30 protein-coding genes are annotated in these 26205 nt (G+C 42.8%); 2 read left to right on the forward strand and 28 right to left on the reverse strand.

The features are described from left to right. Nucleotides 1-35: 35 nt before the first annotated feature. The 23 genes from AC1MCB_RS04305 to AC1MCB_RS04415 form a co-directional block, all read right to left on the reverse strand. Entirely contained in the window at nt 36-668 is a 633-nt protein-coding gene (locus tag AC1MCB_RS04305) for a Crp/Fnr family transcriptional regulator (RefSeq protein ID WP_479967516.1), read from the reverse strand. A 130-nt stretch (nt 669-798) separates the two neighbouring features. Then, complete coding sequence (locus AC1MCB_RS04310) at nt 799-1212, reverse strand: DUF6691 family protein (RefSeq protein WP_479967517.1); 414 nt, start codon at nt 1210-1212, stop codon at nt 799-801. A 4-nt stretch (nt 1213-1216) separates the two neighbouring features. Continuing rightward, entirely contained in the window at nt 1217-1774 is a 558-nt protein-coding gene (locus AC1MCB_RS04315; protein ID WP_479967518.1) for a YeeE/YedE family protein, read from the reverse strand. Further along, nucleotides 1771-2619 (reverse strand): universal stress protein, encoded by an 849-nt coding sequence (locus tag AC1MCB_RS04320; RefSeq protein WP_479967519.1) that lies wholly within the window; start codon nt 2617-2619, stop codon nt 1771-1773. Before AC1MCB_RS04320 ends, AC1MCB_RS04315 begins: the two co-directional genes overlap by 4 nt. A 107-nt stretch (nt 2620-2726) precedes the next feature. Further along, nucleotides 2727-3038, reverse strand: coding sequence for a rhodanese-like domain-containing protein (locus tag AC1MCB_RS04325; protein ID WP_479967520.1), 312 nt, complete (start codon nt 3036-3038; stop codon nt 2727-2729). An 11-nt stretch (nt 3039-3049) separates the two neighbouring features. Continuing rightward, nucleotides 3050-3346, reverse strand: a complete 297-nt coding sequence (gene trxA / locus AC1MCB_RS04330) for a thioredoxin (protein WP_479967521.1) — start codon at nt 3344-3346, stop codon at nt 3050-3052. Then, entirely contained in the window at nt 3336-3572 is a 237-nt protein-coding gene (locus tag AC1MCB_RS04335) for a DUF6132 family protein (RefSeq protein WP_479967522.1), read from the reverse strand. The genes trxA and AC1MCB_RS04335 overlap by 11 nt, the downstream gene beginning before the upstream one ends. Then, nucleotides 3556-3792: a hypothetical protein gene (locus tag AC1MCB_RS04340; protein ID WP_479967523.1), complete on the reverse strand. Its 237-nt coding sequence runs from the start codon at nt 3790-3792 to the stop codon at nt 3556-3558. The genes AC1MCB_RS04335 and AC1MCB_RS04340 overlap by 17 nt, the downstream gene beginning before the upstream one ends. Before the next feature lie 139 nt (nt 3793-3931). Continuing rightward, complete coding sequence (locus AC1MCB_RS04345; protein ID WP_479967524.1) at nt 3932-5338, reverse strand: rhodanese-like domain-containing protein; 1407 nt, start codon at nt 5336-5338, stop codon at nt 3932-3934. Nucleotides 5339-5715: 377 nt separating this feature from the next. Beyond that, on the reverse strand, nt 5716-6165 hold the full coding sequence (locus AC1MCB_RS04350; RefSeq protein WP_479967525.1) for a hypothetical protein: 450 nt from the start codon (nt 6163-6165) through the stop codon (nt 5716-5718). Nucleotides 6166-6259: 94 nt separating this feature from the next. Beyond that, on the reverse strand, nt 6260-6721 hold the full coding sequence (locus AC1MCB_RS04355; RefSeq protein WP_479967526.1) for a DsrE family protein: 462 nt from the start codon (nt 6719-6721) through the stop codon (nt 6260-6262). Between the two features lie 39 nt (nt 6722-6760). After that, the gene (locus AC1MCB_RS04360) at nt 6761-8488 is read right to left on the reverse strand and encodes a bifunctional metallophosphatase/5'-nucleotidase (RefSeq protein ID WP_479967527.1); all 1728 of its coding nucleotides are present in this window, start codon (nt 8486-8488) and stop codon (nt 6761-6763) included. 46 nt (nt 8489-8534) lie between these two features. Continuing rightward, entirely contained in the window at nt 8535-9623 is a 1089-nt protein-coding gene (locus AC1MCB_RS04365) for a c-type cytochrome (protein ID WP_479967528.1), read from the reverse strand. 502 nt (nt 9624-10125) lie between these two features. Beyond that, nucleotides 10126-10740 carry a TlpA family protein disulfide reductase gene (locus AC1MCB_RS04370; RefSeq protein WP_479967529.1) on the reverse strand — a complete coding sequence of 205 codons (615 nt, stop codon included), beginning with the start codon at nt 10738-10740 and terminating at the stop codon, nt 10126-10128. Nucleotides 10741-10761: 21 nt separating this feature from the next. Then, entirely contained in the window at nt 10762-11859 is a 1098-nt protein-coding gene (locus AC1MCB_RS04375; RefSeq protein WP_479967530.1) for an efflux RND transporter periplasmic adaptor subunit, read from the reverse strand. Nucleotides 11860-11863: 4 nt separating this feature from the next. Beyond that, a complete protein-coding gene (locus AC1MCB_RS04380; RefSeq protein ID WP_479967531.1) occupies nt 11864-15064 on the reverse strand; it encodes an efflux RND transporter permease subunit in 3201 nt (1066 codons plus the stop codon). A gap of 8 nt (nt 15065-15072) precedes the next feature. Beyond that, nucleotides 15073-16452 (reverse strand): TolC family protein, encoded by a 1380-nt coding sequence (locus AC1MCB_RS04385; RefSeq protein ID WP_479967316.1) that lies wholly within the window; start codon nt 16450-16452, stop codon nt 15073-15075. Between the two features lie 99 nt (nt 16453-16551). Continuing rightward, nucleotides 16552-16905: a hypothetical protein gene (locus AC1MCB_RS04390; protein WP_479967317.1), complete on the reverse strand. Its 354-nt coding sequence runs from the start codon at nt 16903-16905 to the stop codon at nt 16552-16554. A 138-nt stretch (nt 16906-17043) separates the two neighbouring features. Then, on the reverse strand, nt 17044-17430 hold the full coding sequence (locus AC1MCB_RS04395) for a DUF302 domain-containing protein (RefSeq protein ID WP_479967532.1): 387 nt from the start codon (nt 17428-17430) through the stop codon (nt 17044-17046). A 168-nt stretch (nt 17431-17598) separates the two neighbouring features. Further along, a complete protein-coding gene (locus AC1MCB_RS04400) occupies nt 17599-18414 on the reverse strand; it encodes a sulfite exporter TauE/SafE family protein (RefSeq protein ID WP_479967533.1) in 816 nt (271 codons plus the stop codon). Between the two features lie 157 nt (nt 18415-18571). Next, complete coding sequence (locus tag AC1MCB_RS04405) at nt 18572-19387, reverse strand: VIT1/CCC1 transporter family protein (protein ID WP_479967534.1); 816 nt, start codon at nt 19385-19387, stop codon at nt 18572-18574. Beyond that, the gene (locus AC1MCB_RS04410) at nt 19305-19667 is read right to left on the reverse strand and encodes a ferritin family protein (protein WP_479967535.1); all 363 of its coding nucleotides are present in this window, start codon (nt 19665-19667) and stop codon (nt 19305-19307) included. The genes AC1MCB_RS04405 and AC1MCB_RS04410 overlap by 83 nt, the downstream gene beginning before the upstream one ends. 560 nt (nt 19668-20227) lie before the next feature. Continuing rightward, nucleotides 20228-21019 (reverse strand): OBAP family protein, encoded by a 792-nt coding sequence (locus AC1MCB_RS04415; RefSeq protein WP_479967536.1) that lies wholly within the window; start codon nt 21017-21019, stop codon nt 20228-20230. Between the two features lie 324 nt (nt 21020-21343). On the opposite strand from AC1MCB_RS04415, the gene AC1MCB_RS04420 reads away from it, so the two are divergent. Then, nucleotides 21344-21640: a hypothetical protein gene (locus AC1MCB_RS04420; RefSeq protein ID WP_479967537.1), complete on the forward strand. Its 297-nt coding sequence runs from the start codon at nt 21344-21346 to the stop codon at nt 21638-21640. Nucleotides 21641-21864: 224 nt separating this feature from the next. Then, complete coding sequence (locus tag AC1MCB_RS04425) at nt 21865-22509, forward strand: Crp/Fnr family transcriptional regulator (RefSeq protein ID WP_479967538.1); 645 nt, start codon at nt 21865-21867, stop codon at nt 22507-22509. A 218-nt stretch (nt 22510-22727) separates the two neighbouring features. On the opposite strand, the gene AC1MCB_RS04430 is transcribed toward AC1MCB_RS04425, so the two are convergent. The 5 genes from AC1MCB_RS04430 to AC1MCB_RS04450 all read right to left on the reverse strand — a co-directional run bounded on the left by AC1MCB_RS04430 (nt 22728) and on the right by AC1MCB_RS04450 (nt 26199). Further along, a complete protein-coding gene (locus AC1MCB_RS04430) occupies nt 22728-24155 on the reverse strand; it encodes a bifunctional metallophosphatase/5'-nucleotidase (RefSeq protein ID WP_479967539.1) in 1428 nt (475 codons plus the stop codon). Nucleotides 24156-24164: 9 nt separating this feature from the next. Beyond that, the gene (locus tag AC1MCB_RS04435) at nt 24165-24350 is read right to left on the reverse strand and encodes a substrate-binding domain-containing protein (RefSeq protein WP_479967540.1); all 186 of its coding nucleotides are present in this window, start codon (nt 24348-24350) and stop codon (nt 24165-24167) included. After that, the gene (locus AC1MCB_RS04440) at nt 24332-24505 is read right to left on the reverse strand and encodes a hypothetical protein (protein WP_479967541.1); all 174 of its coding nucleotides are present in this window, start codon (nt 24503-24505) and stop codon (nt 24332-24334) included. Before AC1MCB_RS04440 ends, AC1MCB_RS04435 begins: the two co-directional genes overlap by 19 nt. 277 nt (nt 24506-24782) lie before the next feature. Next, complete coding sequence (locus AC1MCB_RS04445; RefSeq protein ID WP_479967542.1) at nt 24783-25697, reverse strand: molybdate ABC transporter substrate-binding protein; 915 nt, start codon at nt 25695-25697, stop codon at nt 24783-24785. Nucleotides 25698-25743: 46 nt separating this feature from the next. Next, nucleotides 25744-26199 carry a DsrE family protein gene (locus AC1MCB_RS04450; protein ID WP_479967543.1) on the reverse strand — a complete coding sequence of 152 codons (456 nt, stop codon included), beginning with the start codon at nt 26197-26199 and terminating at the stop codon, nt 25744-25746. Nucleotides 26200-26205: the final 6 nt, after the last annotated feature.

Here is a 26205-nt window from a genome sequence, read left to right on the forward strand (position 1 = left end):
TTCAATTATTGAACCCAGGGGCTGATTGCCACGGATTAATTAAAAACTTCCAGTAGTTTTATTTCATTTCGGTAAAGCAGGATCTTACCGTCATTTTCCAATTGCTTCAAAAGACGAGAGATCACTACCCTGGAAGTAGCCAGTTCATCAGCTATAACGTAATGCGAAACCTTGATAAGGCGCGAACCCGATAATCGTTGTTTTTCTCTAAGGTAGGAGATCAGCCGCTCATCTAATTTATGAAAGGCGATACTCTCAATCGACTTGAGTAATTCTAAAAATCGTTCATTGAAACTACGCATGATGTAGTTTTTCCAGCTTGGATATTTACACAGCCATTCGTCCAGCTTAGTATGCGGAATAGCGATTAATTCAACATCATCTTCTGCAATCGCCTTTACTTCACTTTTTTTAGCCTCCACGCAGCAGCTATAGGCCATCGAGCAGCTTTCGCTGCTTTCCAGATAATACAAAAGTATCTCTTTTCCTCTTTCATCCTTTCGCAGCACTTTAATAGTGCCTTTCACAATAATGGGCATCATGCGGATGTATTTATCATAATCAATGATAATATCACCCTCTTTATAGTGTTTCACTTCCCCATATTCCGCCATTTCTTTAATCAGGGCGGGTTCAAATGTAGAATCGAAAGCAGTTGAAGTACTCATAGGCGGCAAATCAAAAAACAAGAATGGGGGATACCATTCTTGTTAATCAAAGTTATCATTATTGTATGTAGGCGCGAAATGATATAAGCTTAAGCAGAGGCTACCCGTCATACCAGTAGCGTTTTAATGTTTAATGAGGAAGCTTAGTTCTCAATACGCCATATAAATAGGTGCCGACTAGCGCGAAGAAAAACACGATGGCCATTGATAAAAAGCCATAGCCTATATTCACTACCATCGGTCCGGGGCAGGCACCGCTTAGAGCCCATCCAAGGCCAAAGATTGATCCGCCTAACAAGTAACGCCAAAGTGATTTGTCCTTCGGACTGAACTGAATAGGGTTGCCATGATAGTCTCTTATTTTATACTTTTTAATCAGCGCAACTCCGATAACGCCCAATATTACCGCCGTTCCGATGATTCCATACATGTGGAATGACTGAAACCGAAACATCTCCTGAATGCGAAACCACGAAATAGCTTCTGATTTTGCCATTACAATTCCGAAGACTATACCGAGTAAACCAAATTTCAAAAACTTCATATCCTTAAAAAATTAACGGGAATATTAAAAATGTCATTATTAAACCACCGGCGAAAAAACCAACGACAGCTATCAGTGATGGTATCTGCAAATCAGACAAACCGCTGATCGCGTGTCCCGAGGTACAGCCACCTGCATACCGCGAACCAAATCCCACCATTAAGCCTCCGAAGGCGAGGACCAGGAAACCCTTCAGTGAAAAGGCTGATTCCAGACTGAACAGTTCCTCAGGTTGTAAGGACTGCGGAGCGGCAAAACCTAACTCTTGAAGGTCGGAAATAGTCGACTGTGCAATCTGTACCGGTCCGCCATTTGACAAAAATTCTTTAGCGATGAACCCGCCGGCAATAGCGCCCACAAGGAAGACCAGGTTCCATATTTGGGATTTCCAGTTAAAATCAAAAAACTTAACCTTTTTTCCAAGACCGCTGGCGGCGCAAATGGTTCTTAGATTGGAAGAAAAACCAAAGGACTGGCCAAAAAATAAAAGAAAAAACATGATTCCCGCTATCAGGGTACCTGAAAACCACCAGGACCATGTTTGTGTAATTATATCTATCATGATTGTACTTTATTGTTTAAATGGAATGAGATAATGGGTTTAAAAAGATGATTGATCAATTTCTCGGTTGCACTGCGGTGAAACAAGCTGCCTTTACCATGTGTACCGATGTAAACCAGGTCCATATCATGCATCTGATTAAAATGGATCACCCCGTTTTCAACGTCCTTATCGTTTATTAAATGACATTCATAATTGCTAAGGTCATTTAGATTCGCGAAAGCTTTCATGTTTGACTCTACAGCGGGAGTTTTATCTTTCACTTTCTCAGAGATTATCTGAAGTAAATGGATTCTCATATCAAATGCTTTACTCAACTTTTGGAGTAGTGTAAGCTCTTCTTTGACCGGATTACTGAAATCATGAACAAATAAAATGTTGTTGATACTTAAATCTGACCGATCGCACATTAATGAAAGCACAGGTGTCTTTGACCGGCGCGCAACGATCTGTGTTTCCGACCCCGATACAGTCTCCGAGAATCCCCATGCGCCCTTGGTTCCCATGACAATTAAGTCAAAATGATTCTGATTTGAGAAATCCAAAATGGCATCAGTAGTCTTACCTAATACCAGGTGTGCATGAATCTGATCCCCATACAGGCTTTTTATTTCTGAAAGTTTTCTCTCCGCAATCTCTTTTTGTGTTAAAACATAATTGACATCAATTTCTCCGCAGGTTTGAATCTGCCCTAAAGAGTCCATAAACACCGTATCAGGCACACCCATAACGTGGAGAAAATGAACTTCAATAGCAACTTTTTCTTCCAGCTTTTTTACCATCAGGTAGGCGTATTCGGCTTGTACCGAGAAATCGGTTGGAATGAGAATTTTTAAACTTTCCATATTATTGTTGTCTTGAGTATTTATAGTCTGCATGTGTCTGGAAGGGAAAACCTTAGCTCACTATGTCATTGCAAGCTATATTCCGAATGCTTTAAAGCGCTGGGCGCTTATTTTACATGTTGATTTACATCTTCCCAGGTACCGCCGTTGACCACATTGCTGAAACCGTTTTGCTCTAAAATTGCTTTGGCCTGACCGCTTCTGTTACCACTCCGGCAAAATACCACAATATTTTTCTTGTCTTTGAATTGCGCTAAACTGGTTTGCACATTATCGAGTGGGATGTTCACCGAGCCCTTTACATGGCCCTGAGCAAATTCGCCGTGTGAACGTACATCCACCAGGAATGCACCGTCGTCAATAATTCCCTGCAGATTGACAGGTTCTGAACCCCCAAAAAGCTGTTTGAATATGTTCATTATTTAAAATTTTATTTTGCGTGTTGTTTAATTACAGCAAGTAGGTTACTCTTTTGTACTACACCACTCTGTCTCCATAATGGCTTGCCGTTCTGAAAAAGGATGAGGGTAGGTACGCCTCTAACCTGGTAATCAGAAGCTGCCTGCTGATTTTTATCCACATCTACCTTAAGAACCGTAGCGGCTTCTCCTAGTTCCTGTTTTACATCTTTCAGGATAGGGGCCATAACCTTACATGGACCGCACCATTCTGCGAAGAAATCCACAAGGACTGGCTTGTCAGAATTAATTATCTCTTTAAATGTCATGCTCTATATTTTTTTCGGTGATCACTTCAGCTTTCTTTTCTTTCTTAAACATTCCTGCTACTAAGCCGCCCATCACTGCACCATAAATGCTGCTGTTTATCGGATCGGAGGTAATAGCGCAGGTGCCCGAATTACATCCTACCTGCTGCCAGTAAAAGAAACCCGCGATTGTGCCCAGTATAGCGCCGGCCAGAAAATGCGCGTTCTTGTTAAACCACTTCTTCATAACTGGTTCCATTTATTGATTTCCCAGGCTTCCGGGCAGGAGCAGCACAAGCGGCAGTACCACAGCAACCGGCATTGAAAAGCGCCATTCCACCGAATAATAAACCAGCAGCACCCAGCAGTAAGTCTTGAAGAACCACTGCCTGCACAATAATCCCGATGCCAATCAAGAGGCGGATGAATCTGACGATTGTCCAATTTTGGAGGATTGTATCTTTCATTTTGTTGCTTTTATTTACTATGTTTTCTCTCTGTTAGTGCAAATATACCGGCTGTTTCACCGCTTAACGGTAACATAGGTTACAATGAGTGGGACCATTGATTGGCTGCCGCTTTGTAACGGCAGCCACTATTGTCTTGTTAGCCCTCGCTGACAACCGGTTCCCCGGCACCAACCCATTCGTTGATGCTTCCTGAGAAATTCGCCACGTTATTAAATCCGTTACGGGCAAGTACAGAATAACCAATGGTTGCACGGTCGCCACTTTGGCAATGAATGATCACTGGCTGGTCTTTGCTGATCTTATCCAGGTTTTCTGGCAGGGTACCGACGAAAACGTTATCCGCTTTCGCAATATGTCCCTCTTTATATTCCGTAGCACCTCGAAGGTCAACTACCTGGACTCCGTTGTTTTGGATCAGACGCTTGGTTTCTTCCAGTGAAATGACATTCGCCTGGTTTAAAATGCCACCGCTTTCTGTCCAGGTAGAAGTGCCAGGAATGTAACCTTCAATTTTGTCCAAACCAATACGCATCAGCTTACGGGTCAAATCTTCCAGCTGTGATTCGTCAGCCAGCAACATAAAAGGCTCATCATATTTTAATAACCAACCCGCCCATGTGGCGAATGAATTATTTCCCTGAATATTGATGCTCTCCGGGATGAAACCTGCTGCAAAGTCTGCCTTGTCGCGTGCGTCAATGAGTTTCATGCCTTTTGCAAGGTTTTCTTTTAAAGTATCTGCCGAAAGCTTTTTAAGCTGCGGTACTTCAGTTATTAAAGGCCGCTCCACTTTATTTAGCTTCTTCATCATTGCAAAGTATTTCGGCGGCTCGGGTTGATCTTCAAGAAGATACTTTGTGAAGCCCGCTTCGTCATTGGCAAATTGAAATGCCCAATTTCTTAACTTTTCATAACCGACAGTAGTACTTGGTACAGATCCAAGTGACTTGCCGCACGCCGATCCGGCACCGTGACCAGGCCAAACCTGTACATAATCCGGTAGGGCAGCAAATTTGTTGATAGACTGAAACATTTGTTTAGCCCCAATATCTTGTGTGCCTTTCATGCCCGCTGCTTTCTCAAGCAGGTCTGGCCGGCCTATGTCTCCGACAAAAACAAAGTCGCCTGTAAAAAACATGATCGGTTTGTTAATAGCCGGATTATCGGTTAGTAAGAAACTGATGCTTTCCGGAGTATGTCCGGGGGTATGCATTACATCAAAGCTCAGGTTTCCAAGGGTAATCTTATCGCCGTCTTTTAAACCGATATGCGGGAATTCATATTCCCAGCCCTCACCGCCTTCGTCAGATAAATACATATCGGCACCGGTTAGTTGAGCCAGCTCTCTGGAGCCTGCAAGAAAATCAGCATGTATATGGGTTTCCAGCACGTGCGTAATTTTCATATTGTTAGCCTTCGCTATTTCAAGGTATGTATCCACATCCCGTTTTGCATCAATAACTGCGGCTACTCCGGCTTTCTGACAGCCGATAAAATAACTGGCCTGTGCAAGGCTCTTGTCGTAAATGTGTTGAAAGAACATAATCTTTAATTTTGGTTATTTGATATACAAAGATGCAACGATCTTCGTCGGAAGTTGGTAACATTAGTTGCATTCGGGCGAAGCTGTTACCACGCCAAATAGCCGGTTTAAGCGCCCTGACAATCAATGTGTAATAACGAGTTTCCGATTGAATTAGCGAACGCGGCAGTTGTTTAATGTGCACTGATATCGAGCTAATAGTTATACCGGAGCATTCTAAGAAAAGCACCAACTTTTACGATTTCTGAGTTGATCGATAGGCTCAATGCACCTTCGTTAGGACGGGGAAATTGCGTTTAGGGTTGGCCAGTTAATTTGCCTATGTAACGAGCAGCGCTGCCGTTATAGAAAAGAATTTAACCCTTCTGTTTAAGATCTTACTTCGACACTGCCTGGAACAGTTTTTCCGGATCTGTAGATGGACCGTCATTCAGACCGTCGAAATCACCTCTAGCATACTTAAGTGCAAACCTCTCCCGGTCAATCTCTTTGAAAGACCGGACTCCCATTTTCCTGAAAAGTGGGAGTGGCGGGCACCATCCCTGTAAACCATGCTGCAGCAGAAAAGTTAAAACCACTCCGGGTAAGATCAGCCACCTCTTATTAACTGTGGCCGAAAGTACTACTCCAATTCCTGCGAGCGCGCTCGCATTGGTGATGAGCATTCTATCCATATACCATTCTTTCTCCAATTCTTTGATTCTGGCGTTTATATCAGCTGTATTAAGCCTGGAGTAGTATCTGATATTATCCCTAAGCTCCTGCTCGATTTCCTGATTTAAAGAATCGGGAGAATTCTTCTTAACTCTGTCATTTTGCGTTGCCATTGGAGTGTTTCTCAAAAAAAAACATAGATAGCTGATATATGTTCTTTGATCTATTCAAGTTTTTAGGCACAACAGATCATAAATAATATTACGGTTAAGGATGTACTACAGCCCAGCCCTGGTGCTGACGTATGATTATTTCGCCTGCGGCGCTCGGTACATATGAAATAATGGGTAAAAGGCTGCTTTTATCAATCTTTCTTTCCCGGATGGTATTTTCGCATTGAGCAAGAATGACACCTTTCAAATGAAGATCTTTCATTGCGCCAGCGTAAGGTCCATCCTTAGCGTAAACTTGCACGGCATCCCCGAAAACTATCAGTTCAATTTCAAGTTTTCCCTTTAAGCGGGTGTCTTCCAATACGTTCTTAATGTTTTTGAAAGTTGCCTTTATCTTTTTCTCGTTTCCATCATTTAAAATATAAAGTGCTTTATAGCTACTTAAGGTTGCCTCTGCTCCATGAAAGATTTTATTGGAACTTTGGGCGGTTGCTGTTTGCGCTATGTTAATTAACAGGGCAACAATAAAAAGCGTCGCCAGTTTTTTGATGATCATGTTCTCTTCGATTTTATATTGCTGCTTTTTTCAGGTATTTTAAACAAACTTATAGTCATAGCCTTCCAGTTGTGATAATAAATCGGCCGGCACATCAGTTGCGGTTACCCTTCCTTCAATTTTTGGTGACACAGGGGAATGGACGGCCAGGTATTCCGTCATTATCTGATGCAATGTAGAACCAAGCTTTTTGGCGTTTTTCACATTCTCTACGCGGCATAGTGTATCGTCCGGATCTCCTTCACGCTCACATGCTACAATACTATAGAGTTTATCCTTGATTAGAGGTTCACCTTTTACTTTTACCCAGTTCAGTCGTTTCCCTTTTTCATGATACGCTGTGAAATTGATTTCCATACCGCTAAAACGTACTACCCATCCGCCAAAACGTTCTGACGGTTTTTCTGAAAATACATTGTGTAATTCCTTTTCCAGCCAGTCGCTTAATTGTTGACCGGTAATTTTTCCTCCTTTAGCATCACTTTCTACAGGGAGCATGCTCCATAGGAAATCAACATTAATTTCCGACGTACCGGTCTTAGGATCAGGTACCAATGGCGGACAGAAACGGAAGCCATTGCTCAACGCAATATCTGGCTTAAATTTCCACATGATGGCATCTGTAATCATATTATCCATCGGGTTTTCCAGAACATAGTACCTCACAAGAGGGACTGTACTTTTGCCGATCACTTTATTTAGCTGGTGCTTATAAGGCTCCTTGGCGTTCCCAACAAGGCCTAACATGGTCGTATCGGGCTTGTATTTATAAGGATCTACATCCAGTAACTGGTAATTATGATCTTTTATCTTTCCGTCTTCTATAACAATATCGAGTTTTGAGATGAAAGACCCAAAAGCTCCGGGTTCTGTAACCTTAGCATATTTAGCGTCAATCGGCACGCGTACCCGTTCATGAGTATCGGCTCCCAGGATATAATCCACTCCTTCAATTTCTTTGTTATTACCAAGATCCACCTGCTGGGCCAGGCCTATATGGGTTACAAGGAATACCATTTTACAGTTTTCGTAATCCTTCAGATAGCGAATATATTTTGCCACATTCAGTTCCGGTTTTGTGAATTTTATACCCTCACTGTATGCCGGCGACTGGCGCTTTGGAGTTAAAGGATCATTGTATCCAATAAAACCTATTTTGATCCCCGCCAGCAAAGTAGTCCAGTAAGGGGGAAACATTAATTCGCCATTCTCACGATCCTTCGTATCGTGAAACATATTCGCGCAAATTTTCTGAGCCTGGTAATTACCGAGGTCTTTGCGCATCATCTCCTTGCCATAAGCAACCTCCCAATTGCCGGGAAGGATAAGGTCGTAGCCCATTTGATTTATCAAGGGTACGATGGCCTGTCCCTCACTTAAAGAAGCGACGCCACCGCCCTGGAAACAATCGCCGCCATCAATGATCAGGGTATTCCCCGGATTTTGTGCCTTCAAAGTCTGAAGCATCGTTTGCAGGACAGCAAAACCACCGCGCTTTTTGTACACGGGCTGATTTCCTTCCCAAAAAAACTCATCATGAGTATCCAGCTGAGAATGAATATCTGCTGTATGCAGTAAAGTGATCCGTTGAGCTTTACCATTTTGCAATGTCTTGCTTCTTAATATTTCCCTCTCCTGATAATCATCTCCCGTGATGGCAGAGGCGATCTGTGGAAGACCTGCTAAAGCAAGTCCCGCCAGACCGGCAGTTTTTATAAAATCGCGTCTTGTATTACAATCACAACTTAAAGTTTTAGTATTTGACATTGACTTTGGTTTTGTTGGTTGATTTTTGTTGACCTGATATATTCGGTCAGTTGGCACTTTTATAAAATTTCTCGATTGGCTCATAGGGTCCATATTTATGCTGGGCCGCAGAAAACTTGTCGGCATAGGGAGCGAACGGAAAGTCTATGGGTTTTTTACTGACATCCTTCCAGTCGTTTTTCTGATTTTTATGAGGGCGGGTTTGTGAATTCACGTAGGCTGCAACATCCCACGCTTCCTCATTGCTAAGCTGTGTGTTATCATGAGTGGTCCCTAAAGGCATATTGTTTTTAACATAACCGGCGAACCTTGAAAGTCTGAATAAGCCGGCCCCGTCATTGTAGCTGTGTGTTCCCCACAAAGGAGGGTAGAGGTAACCGGTTTTATCCGGATTTGCCAATCCTTCGCCGTTCTGTGCATGGCAGGATTGGCATTTACCACTGTAAACGATTGCCCCTTTCTTAGGATCGGCTGCACGGTCTAAATAAACCAGGTTTTGAATTCCGGCACCTTCGGGGGTTTGCCCCTTTTGGATACCGGTGCCCAGCCACTGCATATAGGCCAGCATTGCTTTCATCTCTTTGCCGGCACTATCTGGTGCCCGGCCGTTTAAACTGCGTTCAAAGCAATCGTTAATTCGTTTTACTATAGTTTCTTTGGTGCCTGAACGGGCCCTGAATTTAGGGTAGGTAGAATATACGGCCGAATAATTATTACCCCAGGGTTTTGCACCGGCATCCAGGTGACAATTCTGGCAGTTCATTCCATTACTAATGGCTGCAACTTTGCCATTGGGGCCGAAATAAGCGGAAGTGTTAGCGATGAGATCTTTGCCGTAAAGGATTTCCTCACCAGCCTTTCCGGCGGGCAATGTGCTGGCTTCCGGAGCGTTCCACAGCGTAGTTGAGACCTCTACAGATTGAGGCTGTGCTGCCACGGGAGATACGGCAGGCCCTGATAAAGACGGTTGATCTGTCGGCGCATGAGAGCTTTGACCAGTCCGCATACCTAAATCTATCAAAGTCCCTATAAAAACAAGGGCAACAACGATAAACAGGCCAGCGATAATGACCACCGAACGAGAAATGCTGAGGATAGCCTTCTCAATTTCTACTTTTAGTTGATTTCCAGACATTCCAATACGCTTTAATCGGTTTAACCAGTCCCAATATGCATGCACGCATGTAATTGGTTAAATAAGCTAAGTATAAATTTAACTGTTGGGTAAGGTTCTAGAGGTAACAAAAGTTACATTCGGGATTTTTAAGCAATATAAAAACCACCGGTTAAAAGAAATGCTCAAATTGGACATCCAGGTAAGTGGCGCTTTCTTATTAAAGTTAAGAATAGATTCTCGAAATAGTCTGAAAATTCAGTTGATATGAACGAAACTAGATTCTATTTAAATGCTAAAAAGACACTTCCAGTAGGGTGATCAATTAGCTTAATAGTGTGAATAAAATTAATACTCCCATATTCCTGCAAGTGCGCTCGCATTGATGACAGTCTATCAAAAATGCTATTCTCTATCTACGTCTTTGATTGGAAAGATCCGGACCGGCGGCGACGAATATTCACCGCCGTCCGGATCGTTGTCTGTAAAAGCTTATTGCTGTGCCGGAGAAAGCAAACCAAGTTTACTTTGACAACTCATTTAGAAACTTTTCCATCTCCGGTGTATCATAATTAGCCATCCCTTCATGCGCAAACACAATTTCTCCTCTTGCATTAATAATGACCGTTGTCGGTAGGCTTCCCCGAAATAATTGTTCGGGTATTTCCCCTGTCGGGATGTAAACCGGTAGATCGTATTTTTTCTTCTTCATAAAAGCGGTGGACTTTTCAAGTTTACCATCAGCATCTGCCAGCACAAAGACCACGTTTTTGTTATTCTTAAACTTACTGTAAAGGCGATTTACTGATGGCATCTCTGCAATGCAGGGAGGGCACCAGGTAGTCCAGAAATTCAGAAATACAACTTTACCCTTTAACCTGGCCAAATCGATGGTAATCCCTTCCGACGATGTAAAGAGTGCGGATGAAACAACTGGTAAATTTTCGCCGGTTGTTTCAGCGGTAGGTACAGCCCCAGGCTTCGGTTCTAAGCCAGTTATATCCGCATCAAACAATCCGGTTCTGACCATTCCGGTCATCAGAAGACCTTTAGCCTTCGGACTAAATACCAGGATAGAAATGAAGATAAGGGTGATAACAAACCCAATATTTGATTTTAAACTTTTAATTATGTTCATGATTTTCGATTTATACTATTCTTACTTTTTTATTGAGACTGCCGTTCCTTCTTCCAATTCTTCGGAACCTTTTTTCACAATCTGATCTTTGACACTAATATTGGCGAACACCTCCTGCAAAGAATCACGCCGTGTACCTTCAATAACCGGCACACGTTGAACTTTCCCGTTTTGCAGTGTGAGCAGAAAGATGCCGGTCTGGGTATGAATTAAGCTTGTTGCCGGAACCCATAAAGTGGAATCTGGTCTTTGCAGTTTAAGGTTAACCTGGGCATATTCGCCGCCTTTTAACGTTTGTGAGGAATTCTCAACGTCAAACTCGGCCATTATAGCCCGGGCTGTCCCGTCCAGAAGACCGCTATTTCGAGACAGCTTTGAATTATATACCTTTCCCGGTCTGCCAGACACAGTAAAGGTCACTTTTGTCTCCGGATTCATTGATTGAGCATGCTTTTCCGGAATGGCGACCATTAAGCGCAGGTCATCCTGCTGAGCAAGAGAGAACAAGGGCTTCTGATTGTTTTCGCCTACCAGGGCACCAACAGAAACATTCCGATCCATGATCGTCCCGTCAAAAGGAGAGGTGATTCGAAGATACTTTTCTAATTGTCCGGAAGCACTGGTCTTTGCTTTAGCCGCCATGTAGGCAGCGCTGTCACTCCGATACTTCGCTCTGACCCGATCAAGTTCTATTTCCGCGACGGCTCCGCTTTTTAGTGCTGCCTTGTTCAGACGTTGAAAAGCCTGCCTGCTATATTGATAATCTTCATACAATTTTCGCTGATCGGATTGAACCGACAGATACTGCTGGCTAACTTCCGGGGCTTCCAATACCGCCAATAACTGCCCTTTCTTTACCTTGCTTCCGCGGTCGACAAATATTTGTTTGATAAATCCTTTTGCTTTTGGAAAGATATCAACTTGCTCATTAGGTTTTAATTCACCCGGTAGTGAGAGTGAGTATACCGGACGATCAGATATAGCGTATACTATTTCCACCTCCAGGCTTTTTTTGTCGTCCGGAACCCGACTAGCATTAGCACTTTCTCCCGGCGAACAGGCTGAAAGCCCGGCAATACTGATTGTAATAATAAATACTAGGATATTTTTAAAGTACATAAGGTTAGTTTGTTAAAATGGTTCTTTCTTTTATATGTTGATCAAGTGCAAACTGGCTTTCTGTATCATCAGGGTCCAGCGAGTTACTTATTCGGGTTGAATTGTTCCGCGCCGATGTGAACAAATGCGGCAGAACTAATAAAGTGGTCAGCGTTGAAAAAATTAACCCGCCGATTACTGCCTGAGCAAGTGGGGCAACCTGTTCAGCGCCGTCTCCCATACCCACCGCCATCGGCATCATTCCGGCTATCATTGCCAGCGTTGTCATTATGATTGGTCTCAATCTGGACGATGCAGCTAAAAAGGAAGCTATCGGAGCGTTCAATCCCCTTTGATATCGGTTATGCTCGGCTTGATTTATCATGAGCACCGCGTTAGATACTGAAATTCCGACAGACATGATGATCCCCATATAGGATTGAAGATTTAAGGTGCTTCCGAATAAAAGCAGCATCACTAAACTGCCGGCGAGCACCGCAGGCACTACCGACAAAATAATCGCTGACAATGCAAAGGATTGGTAGAATCCGGCAAGCATCAGGAAGATTACAACCACTGCGACAAGCAGCCCTGTCTGCAAGCCACTCAACGTCTCGTCAAGTAATTGCAAGGTTCCTTCGGTTTTGATCAATACTCCACGGGGTGGATCACCGGCGTCCTTAATCGCCTTTTTAACTGCCTTTGAAGCAGCTCCGAGATCCTGTTTATGGGTATTGGCCAGAACCGTTACATACCTGTTTGGCCCTTGTCGGTTCACCTGAGCAGCAAGTTTCATCATTTGCAGTTGAGCCACATCTTCCAGAACTGGTCTTAAAGAGCCGGATTTTAAGGGTAGGGAACGCAAGCTTTCCAATGACTGCATGTCTTTTTCAGGAATTTGCAATTGCACCTGGAAGACCAGTCCGGATTTCGGGTCCATCCACAGGTTTTTGTTGGTGAATCGTGTGGACGATGTGGCCAGTGTTAGTGCTTTGGTTACATCTTGCAGGGTTAAGCCAAACTGAGCTGCAAGTTCACGATCGATATTAATCTGAACACCGGGATATTGAAGGGGCTCAGCGATATGTACGTCTCGCAGGAAGGTATTTTTCTTTAACTCAGCTTCAATTTTTGCCGCATGGGTAGCCGCCACCTTCAAAGGTCCGGCAGCTACTTTTATCTGTATGGGAGTAGATGCACCCTGGCTCATGATCTTTTCGACCATTTCCATCGGTTCAAAGGTTAATTGGAGTTCCGGAAACTCACGTTTTACATCTTTCCTGATCTGGTCCTTCAGATCAACCATCGGTTGGTCATATATATACTGATCAACGGACACCTGTAATACGGCCTCGTGTGACGCACTTGTAAATAAAAAGATTGGATTAATTGCTGTTGCCGACGGCTGTAAGCCTGCGAAAGAGGAAGTGATCTTGATGGCACCCTCAGGCAAATTCTTATGGATCAGCGTTGTTACATCCTTCAAATATTTCTCTGTCTTTTCCAGCCTTGTTCCCTGCGGTGCAGCAATTCTCAACTGAATATCCCCGCTGTTGCCGGCAGGTAAAATGTCTGTTCCAATTGACATTACGCTAAGCACCACTATCACAATAACACTGACCGCATAAGCACTCAGTACTTTCCACGTATTGCGATCGAACTTTCTGGTTAACAGCAGATACTGGCGCTTAAATTTCTCAAAACGTGTCAGCTTCTTCTTCTTATAGCTTCCTTGATGATGATGGAACTGTTCAGGCTTCATCAGCCAGTTTGCCATAATCGGAACGAAGGTTTGAGAGGCTATAAAGGACGCGATCATGGCGAAAGCAACAGCCATTGAAAGCGGAAGAAACATGTCTTTAGGAATCCCCGTCATTAGAAATGATGGAACCAGGACGGCCAGAATACAAAGGAGGATAAGCAGCTTTGGAATAGATATTTCTAATAAAGCATCCAGAATGGCTCTCTCCTTTGGTTTCTCCATTTCAAAATGCTGGTGAATATTTTCAATGGTAACTGTTGTCTCATCCACCAGTACGCCGATAGCAAGAGCCAGCCCGCTAAGTGTCATGATATTGATCGTTTGACCAAACATATACAGCATAATCACAGCCGACAATATTGCGATGGGGATGGTGAGTACTACGATCAGGGCACCCCGTTTATCACCAAGGAATAGTAGTACCATCAACCCGGTAAGCACTGCGCCAAGTATTCCTTCATGTATCAGGTTATCCAGCGACCTTTCTATATACCCTGACTGGTCAAATACATATTTTACCTGCACGTCATCCGGTAAGGCTGCTTTAAGCATGGGAAGTGCCTTTTTCAAGTTGTCAACCGCTTTAAGCGTCGAGGCATCCGCTTTCTTTATAATTGGCAGATAAACCGATCGCTTGCCATTTACCACTGCATAACCGGTGGTAATGTCTGTTGCGTCTTCAACGGTTCCAATATCTCTGACAAAGATCGTAGTGCCAGAACCCGAACGGACAGGAATATTCAAGAACTCCTCAGGTCCCTTAGCAATAGAATTGACGGGACTCATCAGGTTCTGGTCGCCGATACGGATATTACCGGCCGGTGAAGGAAAATTATTCTTTGCTATAGCAGTGGTTATTTCTTCTGCTGACAGGCCATAAGATTGCATCAGCTCGGGATTCACTTTGACAACCATTGTTCGAACATTTGCTCCGAAAGGGGCAGGCGCAGTAATCCCGCTGATATTAACAAACATGGGCCTTACGCGAGTCATAGCTAAATTCTGGAGTTCGTTGATTGACCTTTTTGAGCTTTCAAAGGCCAGCTGACCAACCGGTAACGAGCTGCCGTCAAAGCGAACTACTTGTGGCGGGACAGCTCCGGGTGGTAGAAACCCCATGGCGCGGGATACCTGGGTTGACACCTCTGCCGCGGCCTGCGCCATATCAGAGCCGGGGTAAAAGGTAAGCTTCATCAGGGTAAAGCCCTGTATGCTCTTAAAATCAATGTCCTTTACACCGCTGACAAAGATGAGCACCTTTTGAAACTCGTTAGCCATAAAGCCATCCATGTAGGCGGGTGTAAGTCCGCCATAGGGCATAGCGATGTAAATTGCAGGAGACTCTATGGCTGGAAAGACATCGACATTTATCTTTTTTATTGCAGTAAAAGAAAAGTAGGCAATTGCCAGTATGGCAACCATTATGGTTGTGGGCTTTCGTAAAGCGAACCGTATAATATTCATGTAGTATCTTAATTAAACTGATTGGATAGATCACTGAAGTTTCCTGAAAGCTCAGATTTAATGATCACCTGATCCCATAATTGCTGGTAGGCTTCAATATTTACTTTTTCAGATTGCTGCAATAACAGTTCAATCTGAAGCAACTCGATTAAATTGATCAACCCGTTTTCATACCTTGATAAATAGAGTTCATAGGCCGAACGAGCATTTACAACAGCCCTGGAAGTGTTATTTACTTGCTTTATTTGCGTGCTAATGCGTGACTCTGAGGACTGTAACCCTGTACGAAGCTGTAACAACTTCAACTCATAGCGACTCTTGCTGGCATTCACTTGCTGAGCGGCCATCTTCTTTTCGATGCCGCTTGTATAAATATTGCTGATATTCCAGGTAAGGCCGATACCAACCAGGTAGTTGTTGGTGCCATTGTTGAAACTGGCCGGCCAGCTATTATCTACCAACTCGTCGCTGATACCGCTTGCGCGGAAAGACGTTCCTCCTAATATCGAGATAGAGGGAAATATTTTACGGGCAGAAAGCTCATGCAGGGCTTGATTCTGCAGGATTCGCTGGCTGATCCCGTCCAGATAAGGATGGCTGTTACCAACTGAATCTGCTGCGAGCAAACCCGTAGATGCGTTCAGAAATCTAGTGGTTACTATCGTCGAATTTTGTGGAGCAGCAGGAACAACTTCAGTGAACTGGATCCTGCTCGACAACATCTTACCTTCCCATTCGTTCAACTCGGCCTGTGTTTGAAGGTAAGTGGCGGAGGCAAGCAGGGTGTCTGCACCTGGTTTCAGACCGGCACTAGTTAAACTGGCGGAAAGGTCGAGGATCTTTTTAACACGGGCGGCATTCTGGCTGGCCCAATCTGCTTTCGCCTTATTGTAAAGCATGTTAATGTAGAGCCGTGACACTTTTATCTGCAACTCTAGTCTGGCTGCGTTTATTTCACTCCCGGCTTCCTTTACGGCGTAACCAGCCGCTTTCAAAGCCACCCGCCGCCGGCCGAATTCGAATATTTTCCAATCTGCCAGAGCCGAGCCAAACATGTTCCCCGATGAGGCCGCATCCGTACCGGTACCAACAGGACCGGTCACATTGAATGTTCCGGGAAGTGGGAAAAATGCCCCTGAAGTGCCTGAGGAACTTCCATATGAGTTTTGTACCTGAAGCTGCAAAGAGGGTAAAAAAGTTTGTTTTACCTGCTGTTTCTCAGCTTCAGCGAGTTGAAAGTTCGCCTGTTTCTCGGCGAGTGATGGATAACTATCGAAAGCAGCTTGCCAGGCCTGTTTCAGGGAAAATGCTTCTGTGGTTTGCGAAAAGGATTCAGTACTGACGATTATAGAGAATAGGGCCGCCAGATAAAGCCGTTGCTTTATCATATATATCTGTGTTAACTGGAATGAATAATTTATTTATCTGAGTTTTCCGACTGCATAAGGACACAGCGAATAAAACGTAGAGGAGATAAAAAAATTAAATCAAATCAGTAAACGACGATTTTTGAGATAAATAGGGGTGAGGCCTTTAGAAAAGGTGACTTCGGGGAAATGGTGATGGAGATTTTTAGCTAATAGTGCTTTTAACGAAAAAGCTGGTAGCAGGAAAAAAAATGAAAATATAAAAAGTGGTGTGTTTGATGACTGAGAGGAAGAATCATTTGTGAAAACTTCCTGGTCAGATGCGTTACAGAGTTCAGCGTCTGAAATCAAATGGCTTCCTGCCGTTGGTACTTTCTTTGTCAGGGCTAAATTTTCAACCCCCGCATTTTCAAATAACCAAAGATTGATCGTTTTTTTAACAGGGCAGGCAGATAATAAAAAGAGCGCCAGCAAAATGAAAGAAACCGGTCTGGTTTTTTTATTTTGACTTCGATCGATATTTATTAGGTGCTTCAACATTGTAACTGCGGCAAAACTAAGAAATTAAATTTGTTAAGCCTCTAGCGAATGTAATTATGTTGTTATACGGGTTTACAAACTGTCTATCACTCTTTGCAGTCTTTGACTTACTTCATGGGCAATTGATTTCAGCTCTGGGTTATTTACCGAAGCCATTGTTTCCATTGGATTTACCGCCGTAACTTCGGCTGTTTGTTCGTCTTTTTCCTGAAGGAGAATATTACAGGGAAGCAAAACACCAATCTTATCCTCCTTCTCAATAGCCTGATGGGCAAGGGCTGGATTACAGGCGCCCAGGATGCGGTACTCACGAAATTCCACATCTAACTTTTCCTTAAACTTAGTTTTCAGGTCTATTTCTGAAATAACTCCAAAACCTTCTTTATTCAAAGCCTCTATAGTTTTTTCTAAAGCTTCATTGAAAGAATATTTTACCTGTTTTGTTAGATTGTAGGCCATAAGATTTATTGATCTATTGTTTGTTCGAATTGATAAATATTAATTCAGATTACGATTCAGTAAGTAATTTCTACTCTTTCAAATTACACTGCTTAATCTAATTTATCTAAGTTAATAATAAAATATAGGAGCAATACTCCAGATTTCCTTTCTCCAGGATAGCAACCATTAATGTCCTCCCATTGAGGGAAAGAATATTTCTTTTACTATAATGTACATCCCCATGACCAGTACAAACCAGCCGAACCCGACTTTCAGCTTGTCGCCATGGATCTTTTTAGATAATACAATACCTACGAAGATACCGATTACAGCTAAAGCGGTAAAACCACCAAGCAGCTTCCAGTCTATCACCTGGCTACCCTGAAGGTCTCCCATAAAACCGACTAATGATTTGATAGCTATAAGGAACAGGGAAGTTCCAACCGCTAATTTCATCGGCATTTTAGCCAGTAATACCAGTGCCGGGATAATCAGGAAACCGCCGCCCGCACCTACCATTCCGGTCAGTATACCTACACCAGTTCCCTCAAGTAAGATCATCGGGTAGTTGTAGGACAGGGGCCCATTCTCATCACTCTCTTTATTTTTTCCGGGCCTGATCATACTCACCGAAGCAAGGATCATTACCACCGCAAACAAGAGCATCAGGGCTATCGGTTTGGTAATAACAAAACTGCCGATTGAAAAAAGTTCCGCTGGGATGATGGGTACCAACCACATTCTGGTTGCATATACTGCCAGTAGGGAAGGTATACCAAAGATCAGCACTGTTTTGAAATCAACTCGCTTTTGCAGTGCGCTTTGAACTCCGCCAACCAGGGAAGTGGCCCCTACAATAAATAAGGAGTAGGCGGTGGCCAGCACAGGATCAACGCCCATTATATAGACCAGTATGGGTACTGTTAAAATGGATCCGCCGCTTCCGATCAAACCCAATGAGATGCCTACTATAGCGGCCAATATGAATCCTAATATTTCCATGTGTGCAAATTATGTATGCAAATATCTGAGATGCAATGGCAGAGTTCGGTTACATATGTTACAAAGCTATAGGGTCTCGAAACTTAGGAGGAAATTGAACAGATTAAAGTACTGACAGCTAGATTGCTTATACATTCATCCTTTATAACAATTTTTTTTAAGTCAATGAAACTCCTATAAGTCTCCCGATACCGAATGTCACCGCTGCAGCAGCTAAACCAAATATCACCTGCCTAAAGCCCGAAAACCAGACGCTTTTGCCGGTAAACAGGGTAATTGCGGATCCAATTAAAAACAAACCCACGGCGCTGAAGGCTACACTGATCAATACGGCTTGCATTCCGCTGGTAAACATAAAGGGAAGTACCGGAATAACGGCACCTAGCGCAAACAGGATGAAGGAATAGACCGCCGCCTCAATGGCTGACCCTTTTAGTTCTTCAGGATTTATCCCTAATTCCTCACGAACCAATAATTCATGGGCCACCGATGTATCTTTTATGATCTCAGTAGCCATCTGATGAGCCTGGGCTTCAGGAATTCCCTTAGCTATATAGATTAAAGCTATTTCTTTCCTTTCGCCTTCAGGATTAGTTTCCAGCTCCTCCATTTCTATCTGCATTTGGTTTTCGTACAGTTCCTGCGAGCTCTTTACGGAGATCCATTCTCCTAAGGCCATTGATAGTGCCCCGGCTAATAAACCGGCAACACCTGCCAGTAAAACGCCTTCCTGACCCGAGGTAGCTCCGGCAATTCCCATCACCAGGCTAAAGTTGGATACCAGCCCGTCATTTCCACCCAGTACCGCTGCCCTGATTGCGTTTCCGCCAACTGAACGGTGCCTCGACTCAAACTTTGAAAGCTGAATGCCCGTTACCTTTTCTTCTTTTTCAAGGATAGACCTTAATATTTTGACATGGGTGGTCTCGGTGCCGCTGATCTTCAGTTTGTTCTTCTGTTTGGCACTGATCACCGCATTGGAAATACTCTTTTCGGTTATCCATTAAAACGCCAAGAACATAGTCATAGCCAAAAATCCTACCAATGAGGTTAAGCGTTTTTGCCCTCCAGGAGGGTCGAATTAAATCTTCTAAACTTAGGTTTTCTTTCGCCGCAAACGCTTCTGCATGACTTCTTTCAATATCGCTCATTTGCCTGAAGACGCTGGCAATCGTGTCGTCTTCTTCATGCTCAGCTAGTTTTTGATATAAATAACTGGCGTCTATTTCAGTCTGAATGGCTTTATTTTTCATGAAATGCGGTTTATTATCATAATTGTGAGCAGTCAATTTCTTATGAGATAAATATAGCTAATACAATCAGGACAGAAGGCCGGCACACTTAGCCAGGCGTTATTCCTGATGTCCGGCAATTTCTTAAATTGCCAGTATGGCGGAAGGTTGTTTAGTAAAAGCGCAGTTCAATTCTTACGTTGCAATGCATTCTGACCTGGATAATTACTGTTGACAGAATCGTTAGAAATCCAATGCTTCCCACGGCCTAATTTAAGCCCAGTGTATCTGATTGGAAACATTCTCAAACCCATCCTGAACAAGAGTTCGTTGTGCCAAGTAGCCGCGCATTCGCTGCTGGCATAAAATATAAAGAAAATTTATCAGTGGGCATTTCTGCAAGCGGATCTCTTATTCGTCCATAGGATTATTTATTGCTCCTTCAATAATTCCTCCTGCAAATTCTTCCGGAGTGCGTACACCAATTAAAGCGGCATCAGGTTCTACTGATCTTAAGTGCTGGACAGAGTTTAGCTTTGAAATAGCCGTCGGGGATCGTGGCGATTATCTTTTTTACATCATCAACGCTGAGGCGAGTCTTTATCTTCTTTTTGTGGCGGGCCCTGATGCTTATGCATAGCACTGTCAACTTTGGTGGTTATGATGAACTGCCTTAGCTGGCCTTTCTCCCAGGCATTTGCAAGTGGGTCTACTTTAGGCATCGGAATATCCTGACGGTTTTTCTTCTTTTCAGCTGTAGAGATATTAAAGCGTTTGTCTCTTTCTTCAACAAGTTGCTGATGGAGCTGTCCGTCTTTCGTAAACCCCATCATAATCATTGGGGAGCCTATAGGTAAGGTTCGTTGCTGGTCGGTATGCCAGGTATGTATAGTTTTCCCATAGGTAGAAACTAACTTCTCCATCAGCTCGTGCTCTGCTACTTCCGGTATTCCAGGTGCAATAAGAGTACCCGACTTTACCTCATGATGATGCGAATGCCATAACTTTTTCTCTTCATCCGAAAGAGTTTTAAACAAACGTGCGGAAATAATGTATTCGACACCCATAATCTTTGCGTCTTCATCATTGCCGTCGTAAATTATTGCCTGATGAAAATCTTCATTTAACTGGGAAACATAATGATGTGCCTCCATTTGGGCGTTTATGTTCCCATTATAAAAGTGAAAGCCGTCGAGATAGGCGTTGATTTTCTTTAGCGGCGATTTACTTTGCAAAAGATCAGCGCCAATCTCTAAAGTTTTTGACTTTGCATCCTTGTCACTCCCGGGAACATCCACATTGGAGCCTGTGTTTTTTCCTCCACAACCAGAAATTGCAAGGAATATTCCTGAAATTAATAAGCTGTTTTTCATTGTCTAATAATTTGAGTGACTATATTACTTATTTACGTTACACCTAAAGAATTGTTTTCTTGAAAACGGATATAACTCCCCTATGAAAAACCTGTATAGATGCGGCCTTAAAAAACATTCGAGCTCAGCGACAATAGTCACAGAACGAAAGCTTTTGAACCGAGGTCTTTCCTTCAGTATGAACGAAATGATAATGGGAAATCAAAGACCTGGAATAAGAACCTCTTGGGTTACCAGTCTCCTGATGAACATATTTGCTAATATTGTAAACGCAATATCTCGTTCAATAATAATAAACTCGTCATTGGTTTCCGCGACTGACTGATGGGCTCCAGAGATATTTATTATGCCGTTTCGGACAATAACGGGGAAACATTCAGCTTACCGAATAAATCGGGAAAAGGAATCTGGCAGCTAAATGCCTGCCCGATGGATGGGGAAGGTCTAGCTATTAATGAAAGCGAAATCGTTTCTGCTGCCTGGAGGAGAAACAGTGATATTTATTATTCCTCTGGAAACAAGCCTGAGCAAAAACTGGGTACAGGCCGGGATGTGAGCATGGCTCAAAATAAGGGCATAACAGTTGTGGCCTGGCAGAAAAAAGTCTTATCGAGTTTATGAATTTTGAACAAGAATTAACAACTGAAATCGGAAAGGGAATTTCACCGCGAGTATACTTACTCAGCAATGGCAAAACTATTTGTGTATGGGAGGATGATAAAAGCGATCCGGTATAAAGTGATTTAGTGGCTTAAGGGAATTGAAGAAGGTGGCTATAAAGAAGCGACCCTACCCGGACAGTTCGACAACATTATAATAAATAGTGACATTTCTAAAGAGATATTATGGATGATACAATAAAAGTTGCGGATTATATCAATAAGTTTTTCGCCCATTTCGAGGCTGCCCTAAAGGAAAAATTGATAGCCAATTGCAGTATTAAGGAATTTAGTGCAGGTGACGTAATGATGCAAATGGGCCAGTATTTTCGCTCAACAATGATTATCGTAGAAGGCCGTGTGAAGTTATACCGCCAAAGGGAAGAAGGCAGTGAATTTTTTATGTATTATATAGAACCGGGGGGGGCATGTGCTCTTTCCATGATCTGCGCAGCCAGACAGGAAACCAGTGAGGTTATGGCCAAAGCAGTAGAAGAAACTGTAGCCCTACTTATTCCGCTTCCTTTAATGGATGAGCTGATGCGGGATTACAAAACCTGGTATTATTTTGTGATGGACACCTATCGCAAGCGATATGAAGAACTCCTGGTGATGATTGATAATATCGCTTTTAAAGCAATGGATGAGCGATTGGAATTTTATTTGAAAAAGCAGCATGAAGTACTTCAGACCAATGAACTTCATTTCACTCATCAGGAAATTGCCAATGATCTTTCTACTTCCAGGGAAGTTGTATCACGCTTGTTAAAGAAACTGGAACAGCAGGGCAAAGTAGAGGTTCAACGCAACTTTATTAAATGGCTGCATTAAGTCGCCCGAAAGTATAAAAAAAATTGTCCCAGCCTCAGGGAGCTGGGATAATTGCAAGTGCTAAGTAGTATTTCAGGCTGTATTGGTACTACTTCCGTTAATTGTATGCGGCTGGAAGAGAATTTTCCATTCCAGTCATCCAGTTCAGCCAGTGTTTGCAGGTACGAAGAAGAAGCGAGCTAAGGGTAAATACTCTGATTCTTAAATATCGTTCCTTACTAAATTAAAGAGAATACTTGTGATTTATCCGGATTGTAAGGATTGTTTTTTTGTAAAAAATGCGTTAAAGCTTCCACTACTGTAAAAGGTAAATCAACTCTGTTAGCTCCCAAATTAGCGGCTACACCCTGCTGGGTGACAAAAGCTGATTTGTAAGTTTCATCATGTTTCAAACGTTCCTTCCCAATATAGATATCTTGTATCCGGTGCCCTTTTGGATTTTCAATCCTTATATAAGCAGTTAGACCCAGGCATCTTTTTACATAACCTCCCATTTGCTTCATTGGATCCGCAGAAAAAGTGCGTTCCAGGTTTTCTTCAAGCATATTGAGGATTTCCTTTCCAGTAAGTTTCACAATAGAAACGGGTGGATTCATGGGGATTATATTAAACAAATCCCATTTACTGATGCGGCCCGGGGGGATCGGAACTCCATAACGCCATCCATTTGAAAATGCAAGCTCAGCGGAGGTGGCATCCTTTATCGCATGCAATAAAAGATCATCCATAGAGGAGTTAAGCGTATTATAACGGTCCAATAAAACACCAGTATGACCTATAGTTTCTACCTGTAAATCTTGATAAGGTTTCATGATTGCCGCGATCATTTCATCCATTTCCTTATCCTGGTCAACAGATTCCGTAACCGGAATAAGTTCGTATTGATAGCTTTGAATGCGGTTGTCTGAAATGTCAAGCTGTAAATGACCTAAAAACGAACCATGGCATCCGCATTGAATAAGGATGGTGCCATTAACCATAGTGGGTTCAAATAATCGATTATGGGTATGTGCGCTCAGGCAAACATCAATTCCTTTAATCCCGGAAAGCATTTTAACATCCTGGGGATATCCGTTGTGAGAAAGTAAAAAAACAGGATCGGCCCCTTTACCCTTTACTTCCTCTATGTACTTAGGCAGTTCTTCTGTTCCCTCAGTTATTTTTAATCCCTTACTGAACCGTTCGGGCATTGTTTTGTCAATGATATTGGAGCATATTCCAATAACAGCAATCTTGGTATTTTCAACTTCCACTATAGTATAGGGCTTAAGAAAAAGTTTTCCTTCATTCCCGTAAACGTTAATGCCTAAAACCGGATAATTAAGCTGACCGTTCAGATTTAACAATTGAACAGGGCCGTAAGCAAAGTCCCAATGTCCAACCATGGCATTAAATCCAATTTTGTTTAAGACAGGTACAATAGCTTCGCCTTTTGACTCGACTAATGGTAATGTTCCATGAAACGTATCGCCACCGTCAAAAACCAGTGTGTTTGGATTTTGCCTCCGGATACCCTTTATCATTCTGTAGATTCGGGAGTATCCGCCCGCTGTTTTAATTTCCCGATTTTCTGCGTTATAAAAAACTTCAGGATGAGGTTCCATGTAACCATGTACATCATTTAAATAAGCGATTGATAATTTCATAAGATTAGGTTATTCCCAGCCCCACTGTTTAAAAATAGTATGACCAGCGGGAGATTTCATGAACGTTATAAAAGCCGATGCGACTTCTTTCTGATCTGTAATGGCACTTATAGAAACGGGAGTACCGCGGTATACCGTTTGTTTTTTCGGAATTTTAACCAGATCTGTTACATCCTTTAAACTATGTACCAGCAAGCATAGCCGATACAGACATCGTATAAATTATCCGATTTCCAGGCTTCAATTCCTAAAGCACTATTGGCAAAAGACTTTCCTATATTTTTTTGAATTTCCGCAATCAGGTTCTGATTACCTGCAATATCTTCCCACATACCAAATTGACCCTGCACCGTTTACATCTAAAAGTTTAATGCCGGGATTGGCGAGATCTTTTACATTCGGATATTTTTAGGATTGCAGGGTCGAACCAAAATAGCAGCGGCTCTTTTGTAGAGCTCGTTGCGGGAGGAAGCATCAATCAATTTAGGATGATCTGCAGTAAACTGAGTAAGGATATATTCTGCCCCACACCAAATACTATATCAGCATTCTCTTTTGCTTCTGCTATCCATTTCTTTTCTGGTCCAGTCACAACCTTTACGGCTATATTATTTCATAGCAAATGTGCTAATCGGTAATGAATCCATATTTTTTGTAAATGGCTTTTGCCGTAAGGCTTATCAAAAAATCCATGAAATACTTTGCCGCCACGGGATTGGGTGCTTTTTTCAATAGCCCCGCTACATTTTGAGAGACCACATTTTCGCTGGCCGGGATTTTTACTTCTTCTACCGGATTCCCGATCATTTTCTGATAATGTACTTCCGTGTACCAAACCGGTGCCGCATCAGAGTGTTCGTACAAAATCCGCATGGGCGATTGGCGATGATGAATTTGGGTAAGAAAGGTTGTGCTGTCTTTTACCTTGGTTTCCATGACCATCTTCTTTAGGCTTTCGCCACCCGCTTTAACATACGATTCCTCGATACGCTTACCAATTCCTTCCCATGCCGGGTTAGGCATACTTACCCTGACATCTTTGAGTCCCAAATCTTTCAAACCTTTTATGTTTTTGGGATTACCCTTCCTTACCATGATGGATAAACGGTTTTTTGCGAACATCTCGGTTCTGCTAAACCATTGAGGTGTTTCTTCAATACGTCCCTTGCCGGCAATATATATGTCAGGTTTCAGGCTTATTCTCATATTCCCGATAACTATACTTCCGCTTTCAATTTGTTTAGCCAAGATTCCCGGCGGAAGGGTTTCTACAAAAATCCGTTGATACTGCGGGTGTTCCTTTCTAAAAGCAGCAAGCAGGTCATCCAGCAACATAAATGGATTTCCACCTAAGAATATCACCAGTTGAGGATCATTGATATCTCCATACAAGTCAGGCACATTATCAACTCCGGGTACGGTAAACTGAACGGTACTTTCAGGCGGTTTGTTCCATGGCGGATCATAGCGGTGATCCTGTCCTTTAACAGTTGTCGTCATAAAAAAGAATGTTAGCAATAGTACTTTCGGCAGATGTTTCATAACTATATTTTTAAATTAATGTAAATTAAAAGTGCAACAGGTTTTACTAAGGATGTACGACGGCCCAGCCCTGGTACTGCCTGATAATAATTTCTCCGTTTGCAGTGGGAACAAAAGAAATGAAAGGGAACAAGGTGGATTTGTCTATCTGCCGTTCCTTGATTGTATTTTCGCACTGGGCGAGAATTACTCCTTTTGCCTGCAGATCTTTCAAAGTCTGTTCAAAAGGGCCCGCTTTTTCGTAAACCTTTACTCCATCGCCGAATACAATTAATTCTATTTCAAGCTTCCCCTGCAAACGCGGATCTTCAAATACATTTTTTATGTTTTTAAGTGTACCGGTAATCTTTTTTTCATCTCCACTATTTAGGACGTAAAGGGCTTTATAGCTTTTATGTGCAGCTTTTGCTCCGGTAAACGGCCTAGTAAATTGCTGGGCTATAACTGGGTTAATCAGGGCAACCAAAACAATAGCAATTACGAGGATTGATACCTTTTTCATACTTTA

Source organism: Daejeonella sp. AP26 (genome assembly GCF_056680515.1).